The organism is Kitasatospora sp. NPDC023176 (assembly GCF_055560495.1).
This window is the reverse complement of sequence record NZ_JBVHIP010000026.1, coordinates 88991-103932: the sequence shown is the minus strand read 5'-3', so window position 1 is coordinate 103932 and position 14942 is coordinate 88991. Positions and strand designations below refer to the sequence as shown.

11 protein-coding genes are annotated in these 14942 nt (G+C 72.5%); 7 read left to right on the top strand and 4 right to left on the bottom strand.

Features of this window, described 5'->3' with window-relative positions:
* Positions 1–35: 35 nt before the first annotated feature.
* Together ACZ3YL_RS29640 and ACZ3YL_RS29635 are read right to left on the bottom strand one after the other, a co-directional pair.
* Complete coding sequence (locus ACZ3YL_RS29640) at positions 36–653, bottom strand: hypothetical protein (protein ID WP_465660418.1); 618 nt, start codon at positions 651–653, stop codon at positions 36–38.
* A gap of 45 nt (positions 654–698) precedes the next feature.
* Positions 699–1319 carry a hypothetical protein gene (locus ACZ3YL_RS29635; RefSeq protein WP_188304349.1) on the bottom strand — a complete coding sequence of 207 codons (621 nt, stop codon included), beginning with the start codon at positions 1317–1319 and terminating at the stop codon, positions 699–701.
* Positions 1320–1836: 517 nt separating this feature from the next.
* Here ACZ3YL_RS29635 and ACZ3YL_RS29630 point away from each other — a divergent pair.
* The 6 genes from ACZ3YL_RS29630 (at position 1837) to ACZ3YL_RS29605 (ending at position 7396) form a co-directional block, all read left to right on the top strand.
* Positions 1837–2691, top strand: coding sequence for a bifunctional methylenetetrahydrofolate dehydrogenase/methenyltetrahydrofolate cyclohydrolase (locus tag ACZ3YL_RS29630; protein WP_188304348.1), 855 nt, complete (start codon positions 1837–1839; stop codon positions 2689–2691).
* A 19-nt stretch (positions 2692–2710) separates the two neighbouring features.
* Positions 2711–3136 carry a DUF3017 domain-containing protein gene (locus ACZ3YL_RS29625; protein ID WP_188304347.1) on the top strand — a complete coding sequence of 142 codons (426 nt, stop codon included), beginning with the start codon at positions 2711–2713 and terminating at the stop codon, positions 3134–3136.
* A 210-nt stretch (positions 3137–3346) separates the two neighbouring features.
* Positions 3347–4339 carry a malate dehydrogenase gene (locus tag ACZ3YL_RS29620; RefSeq protein ID WP_188304346.1) on the top strand — a complete coding sequence of 331 codons (993 nt, stop codon included), beginning with the start codon at positions 3347–3349 and terminating at the stop codon, positions 4337–4339.
* Between the two features lie 109 nt (positions 4340–4448).
* Positions 4449–5774: a hemolysin family protein gene (locus tag ACZ3YL_RS29615; RefSeq protein WP_465660417.1), complete on the top strand. Its 1326-nt coding sequence runs from the start codon at positions 4449–4451 to the stop codon at positions 5772–5774.
* Between the two features lie 30 nt (positions 5775–5804).
* A complete protein-coding gene (gene trpS, locus ACZ3YL_RS29610) occupies positions 5805–6845 on the top strand; it encodes a tryptophan--tRNA ligase (RefSeq protein ID WP_188304344.1) in 1041 nt (346 codons plus the stop codon).
* Between the two features lie 62 nt (positions 6846–6907).
* Positions 6908–7396 (top strand): 2'-5' RNA ligase family protein, encoded by a 489-nt coding sequence (locus ACZ3YL_RS29605; RefSeq protein ID WP_317621009.1) that lies wholly within the window; start codon positions 6908–6910, stop codon positions 7394–7396.
* An 18-nt stretch (positions 7397–7414) separates the two neighbouring features.
* On the opposite strand, the gene ACZ3YL_RS29600 is transcribed toward ACZ3YL_RS29605, so the two are convergent.
* Together ACZ3YL_RS29600 and ACZ3YL_RS29595 are read right to left on the bottom strand one after the other, a co-directional pair.
* On the bottom strand, positions 7415–9925 hold the full coding sequence (locus ACZ3YL_RS29600) for a CDP-glycerol glycerophosphotransferase family protein (protein ID WP_465660416.1): 2511 nt from the start codon (positions 9923–9925) through the stop codon (positions 7415–7417).
* A 279-nt stretch (positions 9926–10204) separates the two neighbouring features.
* Positions 10205–13777: a bifunctional glycosyltransferase/CDP-glycerol:glycerophosphate glycerophosphotransferase gene (locus ACZ3YL_RS29595; protein ID WP_188304342.1), complete on the bottom strand. Its 3573-nt coding sequence runs from the start codon at positions 13775–13777 to the stop codon at positions 10205–10207.
* Positions 13778–13911: 134 nt separating this feature from the next.
* Between ACZ3YL_RS29595 and ACZ3YL_RS29590 the strand changes: the two genes are divergently transcribed.
* Positions 13912–14910, top strand: coding sequence for a glycosyltransferase family 2 protein (locus ACZ3YL_RS29590; RefSeq protein WP_465660415.1), 999 nt, complete (start codon positions 13912–13914; stop codon positions 14908–14910).
* Positions 14911–14942: the final 32 nt, after the last annotated feature.

Here is a 14942-nt window from a genome sequence, read left to right as displayed (position 1 = left end):
GAGCCGGGCCGCTTCGTCGTGGCCGTGCCGTCCGGTCAGTAGCGCGGCCGGTTGAACCAGTTGACGCCGTCCCGGGTGCACATGGCGACCACCCAGATGATGGAGATCGCGATCCACAGCGCGCCGACGACCACGCCGAACCCGGCGCCCGCGCCCATCGTGGAGGCCCCGGTGATCCCGCTGATCAGCACCGCGATGCCGAGCAGCGTGGCGATCGAGCCGTACACGATGGTGGTGATCCGGGTGGCGTTGCCGCCCTTGCCGAACTTGGCCCCCAGGGTGAGGGAGAGCACCGCGGCGAGGAGGTAGACGACCCCGACGACCATCAGCACGCTCGCCGCGGCGTTGCCGAAGACCGCCGTGTCACTGCTCGTGGTGTGCTCGTTGGCGACCTTCTTGGCGCCGGCGGCCGCGAGCAGCAGGATGCCGGTGAGGACGACCTGGACGCCGCCGACGACGAACAGCAGCACCCGGGCGGTCAGCACCAGGCCCGGCATGGTCTGCGGCGCGGCCGGCGCGTAGCCGTAGGGCGAGGGGGCCGGCTGCGGGTAGCCGTAGCCCGGCGCGGCCTGCGGGGGCTGCTGCGGGTAGCCGTACCCGGGTGCGGGCGGCTGCTGGCCGTACGGGTTGTTCGGGTCGGGCGGGTAACTCATGGGTGCCTCCGGGCGGTTACGGGGATGCGGGGCCGGGACGCGGCATCAGTAACGCGGCCGGTTGAACCAGTTGACGCCGTCCTGGACGCACATGGCGGTGATCCAGATGATGCTGATCGCCAGCCACAGGCCGGCCATCACGAAACCCATGGCGGTGCCCGCGGTGACGGCGCCCAGCAGGATCAGCAGGCCGACCAGGCCGCCGAGCGAGCCGTACACGATGGTGGTGATCCGGACGTTGTTGCCGCCCTTGCCGAACTTGGCGCCGAGCGTGATCGAGAGCGCGGCGAACAGCCCGAACAGGACCGCGACGACGATCAGGACGCCGGCGGCGGCGTCGCCGATCGCGGTGAACGGGTCGTCGCTGCTGGAGGCCTTGGCGGCGGTGCTGGTGACGTCCTTGGCGGCGGCCCCGATGAGCAGGTAGACGATCGCGAGGATCGCCTGCACACCGCCCACGATGAACAGCAGCACCCGGGCGGTCGTCACCAGGCCCGGCATGGTCTGCGGCACGGCCGGCGCGTAGCCGTAGCCCGGCACGGTCGGCGGGGCCTGCTGCGGGTAGCCGTAGCCCGGCGCGGCCTGCGGGGGCTGCTGCGGGTAGCCGTAGGACGGCGCGGGCGGCTGCTGGCCGTACGGGTTGTTCGGGTCGGGCGGGTAACTCATGGATGCCTCCGGGCGGTTACGGGGACGCGGGGACGGGACGGCGGAGGACCCGGCTGCGGCCGGCGAGTCGGATCGTCGACGGAACGGGACGCTAGCGGAGCGCGGTGACAGCCCGGCGGCGGTGACGGGCGCGCCGGCTCAGTGCTGGGAGGAGCGGGTGATCGGACGCCGGGACGGACACGGCGGGGTGAGGGCGCCGTGGCGGTCGGGCTGGTCGGTGTGCTGTGGTCGGATCACTGGCTCTTTCCCCCGGGTACGCCCCGCCGCGGGATCCGTCGGCCCGTCACCGGGCCGGGTCGCGGCAGGGAATGCCCGCTTATCGTCAACCGGACGGCAGCGCGCTGTCCAGCCGGTTGCGGGCGCAAGGTCAAGACTGTGGCGCAACCGCAACGTGGTGCGGACCTTCCGTACCCGTCCGGTCGCCCGACCGGTGGTGGGACCGGTCGGGGCCCCGGCGTCCTGAGCCGCCTGACCGGCCCCGGTACGGGGGGCGGCCGCGATCCGGGAGAATGGGGTCATGACTGCCCAGATTCTCGATGGCAAGGCCACCGCCGCCGCGATCAAGTCCGAACTCGCCGCCCGCGTGGCGGTCCTCAAGGCGAAGGGCGTCACGCCCGGCCTCGGCACCGTCCTGGTCGGCGACGACCCGGGCAGCCGCTGGTACGTCAACGGGAAGCACAAGGACTGCGCCGAGGTCGGCATCGCCTCGATCCAGCGCGAGCTGCCCGCGACCGCCACCCAGGAGGACGTCGAGAACGTCGTCCGCGAGCTGAACGCCGATCCGACCTGCACCGGCTACATCGTCCAGCTGCCGCTGCCCAAGGGCCTGGACCAGAACCCCGTCCTGGAGCTGATGGACCCGGACAAGGACGCCGACGGCCTGCACCCGACCTCGCTCGGCCGCCTCGCGCTGGGCATCGAGGGCCCGCTGCCGTGCACCCCGCTGGGCATCGTCGAGCTGCTGCGCCGGCACCAGGTCGCGATCGACGGCGCCGAGGTGGTCGTGGTCGGCCGCGGCGTCACCGTCGGCCGCTCGATCGGCCTGCTGCTGACCCGCCGCAGCGAGAACGCCACCGTCACCCTGTGCCACACCGGCACCCGGGACCTCGCCGCGCACCTGCGCAAGGCCGACATCATCGTGGCCGCCGCGGGCGTCCCGCACCTGGTCAAGCCGGAGGACGTCAAGCCGGGCGCCGCGGTGCTGGACGTCGGTGTCAGCCGCAGCGAGGGCAAGATCGTCGGCGACGTGCACCCGGGCGTGGCCGAGGTGGCCGGCTGGATCTCCCCGAACCCCGGCGGCGTGGGCCCGATGACCCGCGCGATGCTGCTCAACAACATCGTCGAGGCGGCCGAGCGCCGCGCCGGCGTCTGACCCCCGAGGGACGGCGAGCATGACTGAACCGCGACCGGCGCGGCCCCGGCGGAGGCCGGTCAAGACCACCGGCACCCTGCCGCCCGAGGGGGCCGCCCCGGCCCTCGGGCGCGACCACGCCCTGCCGGTCCGGCAGTGGCCGATAACCCTGGTCCTGTCGGTGGTCGGCGCCGGCCTCGCGGTCACCTGGTTCGCCGACTTCAAGGACGGCTTCAAGTACGGGCTGCTGATCCTCGGCACCGGGGTGCTGCTCGGCGCGGTGCTGCGGCTGGTGCTGCCGGAGGTCGGGATGCTGGCCGTCCGCAGCCGCTTCACCGACGTGATCGTGCTGGCCTTCCTGGGCGCCTCGATCGTGCTGCTGACCCTGGTCGCGCAGCCGAACCCGTGGCTGGAGTTCCCGCTGCTGGACAACATCGGGCACCTGATCGGCCGGCCCAAGCACTGAGCCGCCGCTCCGCGCCGTTCACCGCGGCCCCGTCCGGGAATCCCGGGCGGGGCCGCGGTATGTCTGTGACGCATCAGCCACGTCCGCGCACGCGGCGTACGCTTCCCTTTGCGATAACCTGACGCCGGTCTCTCGATGTCGAGAGATCATCCTCGGCTCCAGTGCGCCGGTGTGCCTGGGGCACCTGGCGATTTGCTGGAGAAGGTAGAAATGACCCGCACCCCCGTCAACGTCACCATCACCGGAGCGGCCGGCCAGATCGGCTACGCGCTGCTCTTCCGCATCGCCTCGGGCCACCTGCTCGGTGCCGACGTGCCGGTGAACCTGCGCCTCCTGGAGATCCCGCAGGGCCTCAAGGCCGCCGAGGGCACCGCCATGGAGCTCGTCGACTGCGCCTTCCCGCTGCTGCGCGACATCACGATCACCGACCAGCCGAACGAGGCCTTCGACGGCGCCAACGTCGCGCTGCTGGTCGGCGCCCGTCCGCGTACCGCCGGCATGGAGCGCGGCGACCTGCTGTCGGCCAACGGCGGCATCTTCGGCCCGCAGGGCAAGGCCATCAACGGCCACGCCGCGGACGACATCAAGGTCCTGGTCGTCGGCAACCCGGCCAACACCAACGCCCTGATCGCCCAGCGCAACGCCCCGGACGTCCCGGCCGAGCGCTTCACCGCGATGACCCGCCTGGACCACAACCGCGCGGTCGGCCAGCTGTCCGGCAAGACCGGCGCCCTGGTCTCCGACATCAAGCGCGTCACCATCTGGGGCAACCACTCCGCGACCCAGTACCCGGACATCTTCCAGGCCGAGATCGCCGGCAAGCCGGCCTTCGAGGCCGTCGGCAGCGACCAGGCCTGGCTGGAGAACGACTTCATCCCGACCGTCGCCAAGCGCGGCGCGGCCATCATCGACGCCCGCGGTGCCTCCTCGGCCGCCTCGGCCGCCAACGCCGCCATCGACCACGTGCACACCTGGGTCAACGGCACCGCCGAGGGCGACTGGACCTCCATGGGTGTCGTCTCCGACGGCTCCTACGGCGTCCCGGCCGGCCTGATCTCCTCCTTCCCGGTCACCACCAAGGACGGCAAGTTCGAGATCGTCCAGGGCCTGGAGATCTCCGACTTCTCCCGCGCCCGCATCGACGCCTCGGTCAAGGAGCTGACCGAGGAGCGCGACGCGGTCCAGGAGCTGGGCCTCATCTGAGCCCCGCCGCACGGCCTTCCCGACGGCCCGCCCCCTCCCGCTCCCGGGAGGCGGCGGGCCGCCGCCGCATCCCGGGGCCGTCCGTCCGCGCCGCCTACACTGGCCCGCTGTGAACGAAACCCTCGGGGACGCCGCGCTCGTCCTCGTCTTCATCCTGCTGGGCGGGCTGTTCAACGTCGCCGAGATCTCGCTGATCTCGCTGCGCGAGGGCCAGATCCGGGCGCTGGAGGCGCGCGGCACCCGTCGCTCGGACCGGGCCGCGCACCTGGCGGCGGACCCCAACCGCTTCCTGGCCGCCGTCCAGGTCGGCGTGACCTGCATGGGCTTCCTGTCCGCCGCGTTCGGCGCGGACACCCTGGCGGGCAAGGTGGCCCCGCTGTTCGTCCGGGCCGGGCTGTCCCAGGGGGTGGCGGACGCGCTCGCGCTGGTCGGCCTCACCCTGGTGATCAGCTACGTCTCGCTGGTGCTCGGCGAGCTCACCCCCAAGCGGATCGGCCTGCAGCGCGCCGAGTCCATCGCGGTGGCCGCCGCGCCGGTGGTGGACGTGATGTCGGTGGCGCTGCGCCCGGTGATCTGGCTGCTCGGCCACTCCACCAACCTGATGGTCCGGCTGTTCGGCGGCGACCCGGCGGCCGGGCGCGGCTCGATGAGCTCCGAGGAACTGCGCGGACTGGTCGCCTCCAACACCGAACTGGGCAGCGACGAGCGGGCGTTGATCGCGGACGTGTTCGCCGCCGGGGAGCGCCAGCTGCGCGAGGTGATGGTCCCGCGCACCGAGGTGACCTTCCTGGACGCCGAGCGCCCGCTGGCCGCCGTACGCCACCAGGCCGAGACCTCCCCGCACTCGCGCTACCCGGTGGTCGAGGGCAGCGCCGACGCGGTGGTCGGCTTCGTCCACGTCCGGGACCTGTACGGCGCCCGCGGCGAGCAGGCCGTCAAGGTCCGCGACCTGGCCCGCCCGGTCAAGCTGCTGCCCGGCACCAAGCGGGTGCTGGAGGCGATGGGCGAGATGCGCCGGGAGGGCCACCACCTGGCCATCGTGGTGGACGAGTACGGCGGTACGGCCGGCATCGTCACCCTGGAGGACCTGGTCGAGGAGGTGGTCGGCGAGATCCGGGACGAGTACGACCGGCCGGAGGCCGCCCCCACCCGCCGGCTGGCCGGCGGCGGCACGGAACTGGACGGCCTGCTGAACCTCGGCGACTTCGAGGAGGAGACCGGCGTCACCCTGCCCGAGGGCCCGTACGAGACGGTGGCCGGCTGCCTGGTCGCCTCGCTCGGCCGGCTGCCCCGGGACGGCGACCAGGCCCGCGTCCCGGTCGAGGGCGGCGGGGAGGTGCTGCTGACGGTGGCCAAGGTGGAGGGCCGGCGGATCGCCCGGGTGAGGGTGAGTGCGGTCACACCGGAGGAGCCTCCTGGGACGGAGGTTTCCTGAGCGACCGGGGGAACTGGAAGAATGGCCCGCATGGTCAACGCAGCGGTCACTGGTCCGGTCAAGGACCGTCCCCGGGTGCTCTCCGGCATCCAGCCCACCTCCGGCTCGTTCCACCTCGGCAACTACCTGGGCGCCGTGCGCCAGTGGGTCGACCTGCAGAAGGAGAACGACGCCTTCTACATGGTCGTCGACCTGCACGCGATCACCGTGCCGCAGGACCCGGTGACCCTGCGCCAGAACACCCGGGTCTCCGCGGCCCAGCTGCTCGGTGCCGGCCTGGAGCCGGAGCACTGCACCCTGTTCGTCCAGTCGCACGTGCCCGAGCACGCGCAGCTCGCCTGGGTGATGAACTGCCTCACCGGCTTCGGCGAGGCCTCCCGGATGACCCAGTTCAAGGACAAGTCCTCCCGGTACGGCGCCGACAGCACCACCGTCGGCCTGTTCACCTACCCGATCCTGCAGATCGCGGACATCCTGCTCTACCAGGCGGACGCCGTCCCGGTCGGCGAGGACCAGCGCCAGCACGTGGAGATCACCCGTGACATCGCGGAGCGCTTCAACTCGCGCTACGCGCCGGTGTTCACGATCCCGAAGCCGTACATCCTCAAGGAGACGGCGAAGATCATGGACCTCCAGGACCCGGGCATCAAGATGAGCAAGTCGGCCTCCTCGGCCAAGGGCCTGGTCAGCCTGCTGGACGACGCCAAGGCCAGCGCCAAGAAGTTCAAGAGCGCCGTCACCGACACCGGCACCGTGGTCTCGTACGACGAGGAGCAGAAGCCGGGCGTCTCCAACCTGCTGCGGATCCACTCCGCGCTCAGCGGCCAGTCGGTCGAGCAGTTGGTCGCGCACTTCGAGGGCAAGATGTACGGCGCCCTGAAGACCGAGCTGGCCGAGCTGTACACCGAGTGGGTCACCCCCTTCCAGGAGCGCACCAGCACCTTCCTGGACGACCCGGCCGAGCTGGACCGGGTGCTGGCGATCGGCGCCGAGAAGGCCCGCGCGGTGGCCTCCGAGACGCTGGCGACCGTGTACGACCGGATCGGCTTCCTGCCGGCCGCCAAGCGGTGACTCCGCTCACACACCTGCCCGATGGTGACGACCTCCCGGAAGTCGTCACCATCGGCGTGTCCGTGAGCGTTCCGGACCCGCACGGCGCGCGGATCCAGGACGCCCGGGCCGCCCACGGGGACCCGCAGGCCCGCTCGATACCGACGCACGTCACCCTGCTGCCGCCCACCGAGGTGCCGGCCGAGGCGCTGCCGAAGATCGAGGAGCACCTGGCGTCGGTGGCCGCCGCGCACCGTCCGTTCCGGATGCTGCTGCGCGGTGGCGGCACGTTCCGCCCGGTCTCCCCGGTGGTGTTCGTCCGGGTCGAGGAGGGCGCGCAGGAGTGCCGGCTGCTGGAGGCGGACGTCCGCTCCGGTCCGCTGGCCCGTGAGCTGGCCTTTCCGTACCACCCGCACGTGACGGTCGCCCACGGCCTGCCGGACGACGTGCTGGACCAGGCGTACGAGCAGGCGCGCGGGTTCCGGGCGTCCTTCCTGGTGCCGGGCTTCTCGCTCTCCCGGTTCGACGTGGACGAGGTCTGGCGGCCCTGGCGGGACTACCGGTTCTGCTGAATCGGCGCAGCTCCTGAACTACCGTGCGGTGCGGCCGAGTTCGAGCATCCGGTCGACCACCCGCCGGGCCGCGCCGCCGTCGTCCAGGGCGCAGTGCTCGGCCCGGAAGCGCCGGTAGCGCTCGGCGTGGCCGGGCGGCAGCTCCGCCCCGCTGTCGGCGAGTTCGCGCAGCGCGCCGAGCAGTTCGGCCGAGTCCGGCACCAGCGGGCCGGGGGCGTCCCGCTCGAAGTCGAAGTAGAAGCCGCGCAGGGTGTCGCGGTAGTGCTCCAGGTCGTAGGTGAAGAAGTAGACCGGGCGGCCGGTGATCGCGAAGTCGAACATGATCGACGAGTAGTCCGTCACCAGGACGTCCGCGATCAGCAGCAGTTCCTGCGGGTCGGGGAAGTCCCCGCAGTCGAACAGGAAGCCGTCGCCGGAGCCCGGCAGCGGGTCGCGCACGTGCGAGTGCGGGCGGACCAGCAGCACGTGGTCCTCGCCGAGCAGCCGGCGGGCGTGGTCGAGGTCCAGCCGCAGGTCGAGCCGGAAGCCCTCGCCGTCGCCGCGCAGCTGGTCCTCGCGCCAGGTCGGCGCGTACAGCACGACCCGCTTGCCCTCGGGGATGCCGAGCCGTCGGCGGACGGCCGCGGCGGTCCGCGGTTCGGGCCGGGCCAGCACGTCGCCGCGCGGGTAGCCGGACTCCAGGATCTCGCCGTCGTAGCGGAAGGCGCGCCGCAGGATCGGGGTGGCGAAGGGGCTGGGGGAGAGCAGCAGGCTCCACTGCGGGGTCTCCCGGTCGAGCGCCTCCAGGTAGCCGTGGTCGGCGAGCCAGGGGTTGTCGACGTCGTGGGCGATCCGCTTGAGCAGCGAGCCGTGCCAGGTCTGCACCACGACCTGGCCCTGGCGGCGCTCCAGGAAGTCCGGGTAGTGGGTGTTGCCGACCAGGTACCGGCAGGTGGCCAGCGCGCGGTACCACTGCGGGCTCCAGATCCGGAGCGGGACGACCCCGGGCGGCAGCTCGGCCTGGCCGTCGTCGACCACCCACAGGTGCTCCAACGGCTCGCCGCGGCGGACGAGTTCGGCGTGCACCGCGCGCGGGGAGTCGGCGTAGCCGCGGCCGCCGAAGACGTCGTACAGCACCGCCTCGCGCAGCGGCTCGCGGCGGGCGGCCGGGTAGTGCTCGGTGCGCAGCCGGGCCTGGGTCCAGGCGCTGCGCTCGGTGGCGTCGAGCACCGGGGTGGAGTCCACCAGCAGGGTGTCGTGCCAGCGGCGTTGCAGCAGGACGTCCTTGCCGCCGGTGGTCGTGGCGACGGGCAGCGCGGGCAGGACGGGCGCGGCGGCGAGCAGCGGCCGGGCCGGTCCGGAGCCGTCGGCGGGTTCCAGGGCGGCCTCCCAGACGCCCTTGCGCAGCGGCAGCACGGCGCCGTCCGAGGCGGTGCGGGTGGCGGGCACCCGCACCCGGAAGCGGCCGTCCGGCTCGGGCTCGACCGGGGTGCGGACCTCTGCGGCGGTGCCGCCGTGCCGCAGGACCAGCTCCAGCCGGTCGGCGGCCGGGTCCGGGCAGTGGCCGGACAGTTCGAAGCCGCCGAAGTGGACGGCGACCCGGTCGACCACCCCGGCCGCGGGCTGGACGCAGACCTGGAGCCGGCCGTCGGCGAGGTGCTTGAGGTAGAGCACCCGGTCCGGGGCGTCCGGCAGCGGGTACTGGTGGGCCACCGGGCCGCCGCGCTCGTCCAGGCAGAGCTGTTCGGTGCCGCCGTCGGGGCGCAGCAGTTCGGCGTCCCAGTGCTCCAGTTCGCCGCGGCCGCGCCCGTCGGCGGTGAACGGCCGGTACGGCAGGTCGACGGCGAAGGTGTTGCCGGTGCGGGTGAGCGGCTGGTGGACCACCGCGTCGCTCTGCCGGTGCCGCAGCCGCAGTAAGGTGCCGCCGGGGCAGTGGTCGGCGGTGCCGGCCAGCCGGAGGCCGTCGGCGGTGGGCCCGGCGTGGTCGAGCCGGACGCCGGGGCGTTCCAGCCGCAACTGCAGCCGGCCGTCCTCGAAGCTGGGCTGGAGGCGTACGTCGCGGTCCACCCAGCGGGCGGGCGGGTATTCGCCGGAGCCGCACCAGTGGGGGGCGAGGGCGCCGTACTGGCGGCGCAGCCGGGTGGGGCGGGGGCGGGTGAAGAGGGTGGTCTCGATCTGCCAGTCGCCGAGCTGCCAGCGGTCGTCCTGGCGCAGCCGGGAGGGTTCCACCAGGGCGGTGAAGCCGGACCAGTCGTGGTTGTGGTCGGGCTGGGCGCTGTCGTCGGTGACCTCGGGCAGCCGGCGGGGCCGGGAGCGCAGGTGCAGCGGCGGTACCGTCCCGTTCTCGTGCCGCAGGGTCAGCCAGGTCCAGGCCGAGCCGGGGCGGCCGGTGTCCAGGTTCAGCGGGCGGGCGAAGCCGGTGAGCTCCAGTCCGCGGCCGTGCCAGCGGGCCCGCAGCAGCCCGAACTCCACGTCGTCGTCGACGGCGGGCCGGCCCGCGCGCACCCGCGGGGCGGCGTGCGGCTGGACTAACCGGGTGAGCGCAGGCATGGTGCGGGACCCTTCGGGGGGACGGGATCCCGGCTTCGGTGGCGGCCGGGACGGCCGCCGTGCCGGTGCCGACCGGACCGGTGCCGAATTGTTATCCCATACCTGGAAGGCATCTCGGGTCAACTCCGCGGTTCGCAGAATTTCCTTTGAAATTCGCCGACTAAACACCAGTTCGAAGGCAAACTGGACGTAAAGCGCGGGCAGTTCCCAGGAAATTCCCAGAGAGCACGGAGGCGCCCGGCGCGGATCGCGCCGGGCGCCTCGACGGCGTGCCGGTGACTACTCCTTGCGGAGCATCGCGTCGACCACCCGGGCGGAGGCCTTCCCGTCGTCCAGGTCGCAGTACGCCTCGCGGAACGCGGCCGCCTTGTCCGCGTACTCGGCGGCGACCTCGTCCACCCGGCCGAGCGCGTCGACCAGTTCCGCGGAGGTGGCCAGCAGCGGGCCCGGGGCCTCGGCCTCGAAGTTCAGGCTGAAGCCGCGGAGGTTGTCGCGGTAGTGCTCCAGGTCGTGGGTGAAGAAGAGCATCGGCTTGCCGGTGTCGGCGAAGTCGAAGAGGCTCGACGAGTAGTCGGTGACCAGCACGTCGGCGATCAGCAGCAGCTCCGCCATGTCGGGGTAGGTGCCGACGTCCCAGACGTAGCCGTTGCCGGCGCCGGGGATCTGGCCGCACATCAGGCTGTGCCGGCGCACCAGCAGCACCTGGTCGTCGCCGAGCGCGGCCTTGGCCGCCTCCAGGTCGATCCGCAGGTCGATCTGGTAGCCGCCGTTCGGCCGGCGCCGGTCCTCGCGCCAGGTCGGCGCGTACAGCACGACCTTCTTGCCCTCGGGCAGGCCGAGCCGCTCGCGGACCTGTTCGGCGGTCTTCTCCCGGTCGGCCGCGAAGAGCAGGTCGTTCCGGGGCGAACCGCTCTCCAGGATCTCGCCCTGGTAGTCGAAGGCGCGCCGCAGCACCGGGGCCGACCAGCTGTTGCCGGCCACCAGCAGGCTCCAGTTCGGGACTTCGCGGGCCAGGCTCTTGAGGTACCGGGAGTCGGTGAACCAGACCTTCTCGAAGTCGAAGCCGACCTGCTTCAGCGGGCTGCCCTGCCAGGTCTGCACGACCACCTGGCCGGGGCGGCGGACGAAGAAGTCGGGCAGGTGGGTGCTGGTGACGATGTACTTGGCGGTCGCCAGCGCCTCGAACCACTCCGGGCTCCACTGGCGGAGCGCCCGCGCGGTGCGCGGCAGGTCGGCCTGCAGGTCCTCGTTGCCCCACAGGTGCTCCAGCGGCAGGCCGCGGCGGACCAGCTCCTCGTGGATCGCCTTCGGGGAGTCGGCGTAGACGCCGTTGTTCCCGGCGTTGTACAGCACGGTGTCGCGCACCGGCAGCCGGCGGGCGGCCGGGTAGTCGATGCTGCGGATCTGGCGCTGGCGGAAGCCGGACCGCTCCTCGGGCAGCAGGGCCGCGTGCGACTCCAGCGACAGGCAGTCGTGCATGCGGCGCTCCAGCGCGATCCGCTTGCCGCGGGACTCCACCTCCACCGGCAGCGAGGTGAAGCAGTCCGGGGCGATCTGCGCGTAGCCGTTCGGCAGGTCGCCGGCCGACACGCCGACCGGACGGAAGAAGACCCGCCAGGTGCCCTGGGCGAGCGGGACCTGCCCGGCGAAGGAGGCGGTCGGCACGGCGGGCAGCGCGGTGCGGAACCGGCCGTCCGAGATCTCCACCGGGTAGACGTGCTCCTCCTCGCGCCAGTGGTGCCGGACCACCAGCTCCCAGCGGTGCGCGCCGGGCAGCGGGAACGAGCCGCTCAGCAGGAAGCCGTCGGCGCCGCGCGGGGACACCTCGTCCACCACCGGCTGCAGCAGCTGGTCGGAGAACTGCAGGTGCCCGCTCGGGGAGGGCTTGGTGTAGATCGCCCGGCGCTGCTCGACCGGCGCCTGCGGGTCCAGCGGCAGGTGCAGCTGCTCGGGGGCGTTGCGGTCGTCCCAGACCAGCGGCAGGACGCCGCCGTCGGCCAGCAGCAGCGCGCTGTCCCAGCGGTCGCGCACGCGCTCGGCGGCCACCGGGTCCAGCTCGGCCCAGGCCTCGCGGACGGCGGTCAGTTCGGCCACCTCGACGCCGGAGGCGAACGGCTGCAGGGTGCCGACCGGCGAACCCAGCTCCACCGGGAAGGTCAGCTCGCGGTCCGACTCGACGTGGGTGAGCCGCAGCCGGGCCCCGGCGAAGCTCGCCCCGGAGCGGGCCGCACCGGAGACCTCGATCCGGCCGTCGTGCGCGGCCAGACCGGTCACCCGGGCCTTGACGGTCTCCACCTGGAGGTAGACGAAGTTGTCCCGGACCCACGGCACGATCCGCACGTCGGGCTCGACCCAGTGCGGCGGGATCGACTCGGCGGTGTCGCTCCAGCCCGCCGAGATCCGGCCCTTGTAGATGCCGCCCTTGCCCGCACCGGCCACCAGCACGCGCCAGTGGCCGTCCTTCCACTGGCCGCGGTGCTTCAGCTTCTTCGGGTCCAGGGCGACGGTGAAGCCGGACCAGTCGCAGCTGTACAGGTCGTGGTTGCAGCTCGCGGTGGCCTCGGGGCTGTACTGGGTCTTCATCGGCACCGCGATCACCCGGCGGCCCTTGGCCTCGCGCAGCACCAGGGTGCGGACCATGTCGTGCTTGTTGGCCGCGCCCAGCTGCTCCGGGTAGGCGTGCCCGGTCAGCTCCAGCTTGCCGCCGACCCAGGCGCTCTCGTACAGCCGGCTGCGCATGACCAGCGAGTTGTCCAGCTTGAGCACGCCGGCCGGCACGCTCTTGCGCCCGCCGCGCAGGAACGGGTAGTCCGCGTACGGCCGCAGCAGGCCGCGGGCCTGCACGCCGCCGCCGCTGTCGCCCTCGTACTTGATCTGCTCGACCAGCTCGTCCATCCGGTTCTGCAGGGTCAGGTGGTACTTCAGCCGCAGCGGCGCGCGCAGCTTGCGGACCTGCTCCTGGCCGATCGACCGGAGCAGCCGGCTGACGTGCTGGACGTAGGCGTCCCGGTACTCCTTGTCGCCGTCCACGACGGACCAGAAGAACATCGGGATCTCCTCGACGAGGGTGTTCTCGTCGTAGGAGCGCAGGTACTCGGCGAAGCGCGGCTCGGTCTGCTTCTTCAGCCAGCCGCGGACCAGCTCGACCGAGGCGACCCGGTCGACCAGGCCCTTGGGGTTGGTGCGCATCTGGGTGATCGACATCTCGCCGACCTCGCGCTCGCGCCAGTGGTAGATCGGCTCGGAGAGCACGTCCACGCTCTTGGCGAGGTAGTGGTGCGGCACGCTGACCGGCGCGTCCTCGTACAGGATGCCCTCGGGGTAGAGCAGGTCGGCGGCGTCGAAGAAGGACCGGCGGTACACCTTGTTCCACGCGGTGCGGTCGGTGACCAGCGCCGGGAGCTCGGTGATGTGGGTCTTGAGCCGGGTCTCCTTGAACGGCTTCACGTGCCCGCCGGACTGGTAGTAGCCCACCGCGCGGAACCGCAGCACGTTGCCGGTGCAGAAGTCCGAGCCGGTCTCCTCCAGCGTGTTGATCATCAGCTCGTACGCGCTCGGCGGCATCGAGTCGTCACTGTCCACGAAGCACAGGAACTCGGAGTCCGGGTCGATGTGCCGGATGCCGGTGTTGCGGGCCGCGCCCAGGCCCTTGTTCACCTGCCGGACCAGCCGGAACCGGGAGTCCTGGGCCGCGTAGGCCTCGGCGAGCGCCGCGCTGCCGTCCTTGGAACCGTCGTCGACCATGACGCACTCGAAGTCCGTGAAGGTCTGGGCGGCGATCGAGTCGAGGCATTCGACGAGATAACGCTCGACGTTGTAGATCGGAACGACGATGGAGAGGCGGGGAGCCATCGGCTACGCAGGCCTTTCTCGGGAGGAGCGTGGCAGCCCCGTGGGGGCCTTGCCGCACAAGGGATCGGTGCGTACGTGCGCCCCGATCCTACCTCCGGGGCCCGGTCCTCCCCGGGCCCACTACGCTGGGCCCCGTGCCCCGCTTCAGTGTCATCGTCCCCGTGTACCAGGTCCAGGACTACCTCGCCGAGTGCCTCGCATCGGTCCTCGGACAGGACGGACCGGACCTCGAACTGATCGCGGTGGACGACCGCTCGCCGGACGGCTGCGGCGCCATGCTGGACGAGGCGGCCGCCGCCGACCCCCGGGTCCGGGTGCTCCACCTGCCGCGGAACGTCGGCCTCGGCCGGGCCCGCAACGCCGGCCTGGAGGTCGCCACCGGCGACTACGTGGTCTTCCTCGACAGTGACGACACTCTCACTCCCGGCCTGCTCCGGGCCGTCGACGAGCGCCTCGCCGCCACCGGCGACCCGGACGTCCTGGTCTACGACTACGCCCGCACCTACGCCGACGGCCGGATCACCCGGGCCGCCGCCGGACACGTCTTCGGCGCCGCCTCCCCGGACGTCTTCGACCTCGACACCCGCCCCGACCTGCTCGACCTGCTCCAGGTCGTCTGGAACAAGGCCTACCGCCGCGGGTTCATCACCGAGCAGCGGCTGGAGTTCCCGGCGGGCTACTACGAGGACACCCCCTGGACGTACCCGGCGCTGCTCGCCGCCGCCAGCATGACCCTGCTGGACCGGGTCGGCGTGCACTACCGCCAGCGCCAGGAGGGCGGCAACATCCTGGCCACCGCCAGCCGCAAGCACTTCGACGTGTTCGCCCAGTACGACCTGGTCTTCGCCTTCCTCGACCGCCGCCCCGACCTGGACCGCTGGCGCCCCGTCGTCTACGGCAAGATGCTCCACCACCTCAACACCGTGGTCGCCAAGCCCGGCCGGGTCCCGCCCGGCGACCGCCGCGAGTACTTCCGCCGCGCCGCCGAGCACTGCGCCCGGCTGCGCCCGGCCGGCTACCGCCCGCCGGCCGGCGTGGACGGCGTGCGCACCGAACTGCTCGGGCAGGGCCGCTACACCGCGTACCAGGCCGTCCGCGCCCTGGCGAAGGCCCGCCGGCTCGTCAACCGCTGAGCCGGCGGGCCCCCGGCCGGGTCCGTCAGCCG

Excerpts from the sequence above, each read along its gene's own strand:
- ACZ3YL_RS29640 (WP_465660418.1), bottom strand. The coding sequence starts at position 653 with ATGAGTTACCCGCCCGACCCGAACAACCCGTACGGCCAGCAGCCGCCC.
- ACZ3YL_RS29635 (WP_188304349.1), bottom strand. The coding sequence starts at position 1,319 with ATGAGTTACCCGCCCGACCCGAACAACCCGTACGGCCAGCAGCCGCCC.
- ACZ3YL_RS29630 (WP_188304348.1), top strand. The coding sequence starts at position 1,837 with ATGACTGCCCAGATTCTCGATGGCAAGGCCACCGCCGCCGCGATCAAG.
- ACZ3YL_RS29625 (WP_188304347.1), top strand. The coding sequence starts at position 2,711 with ATGACTGAACCGCGACCGGCGCGGCCCCGGCGGAGGCCGGTCAAGACC.
- ACZ3YL_RS29620 (WP_188304346.1), top strand. The coding sequence starts at position 3,347 with ATGACCCGCACCCCCGTCAACGTCACCATCACCGGAGCGGCCGGCCAG.
- trpS (WP_188304344.1), top strand. The coding sequence starts at position 5,805 with ATGGTCAACGCAGCGGTCACTGGTCCGGTCAAGGACCGTCCCCGGGTG.
- ACZ3YL_RS29600 (WP_465660416.1), bottom strand. The coding sequence starts at position 9,925 with ATGCCTGCGCTCACCCGGTTAGTCCAGCCGCACGCCGCCCCGCGGGTG.
- ACZ3YL_RS29595 (WP_188304342.1), bottom strand. The coding sequence starts at position 13,777 with ATGGCTCCCCGCCTCTCCATCGTCGTTCCGATCTACAACGTCGAGCGT.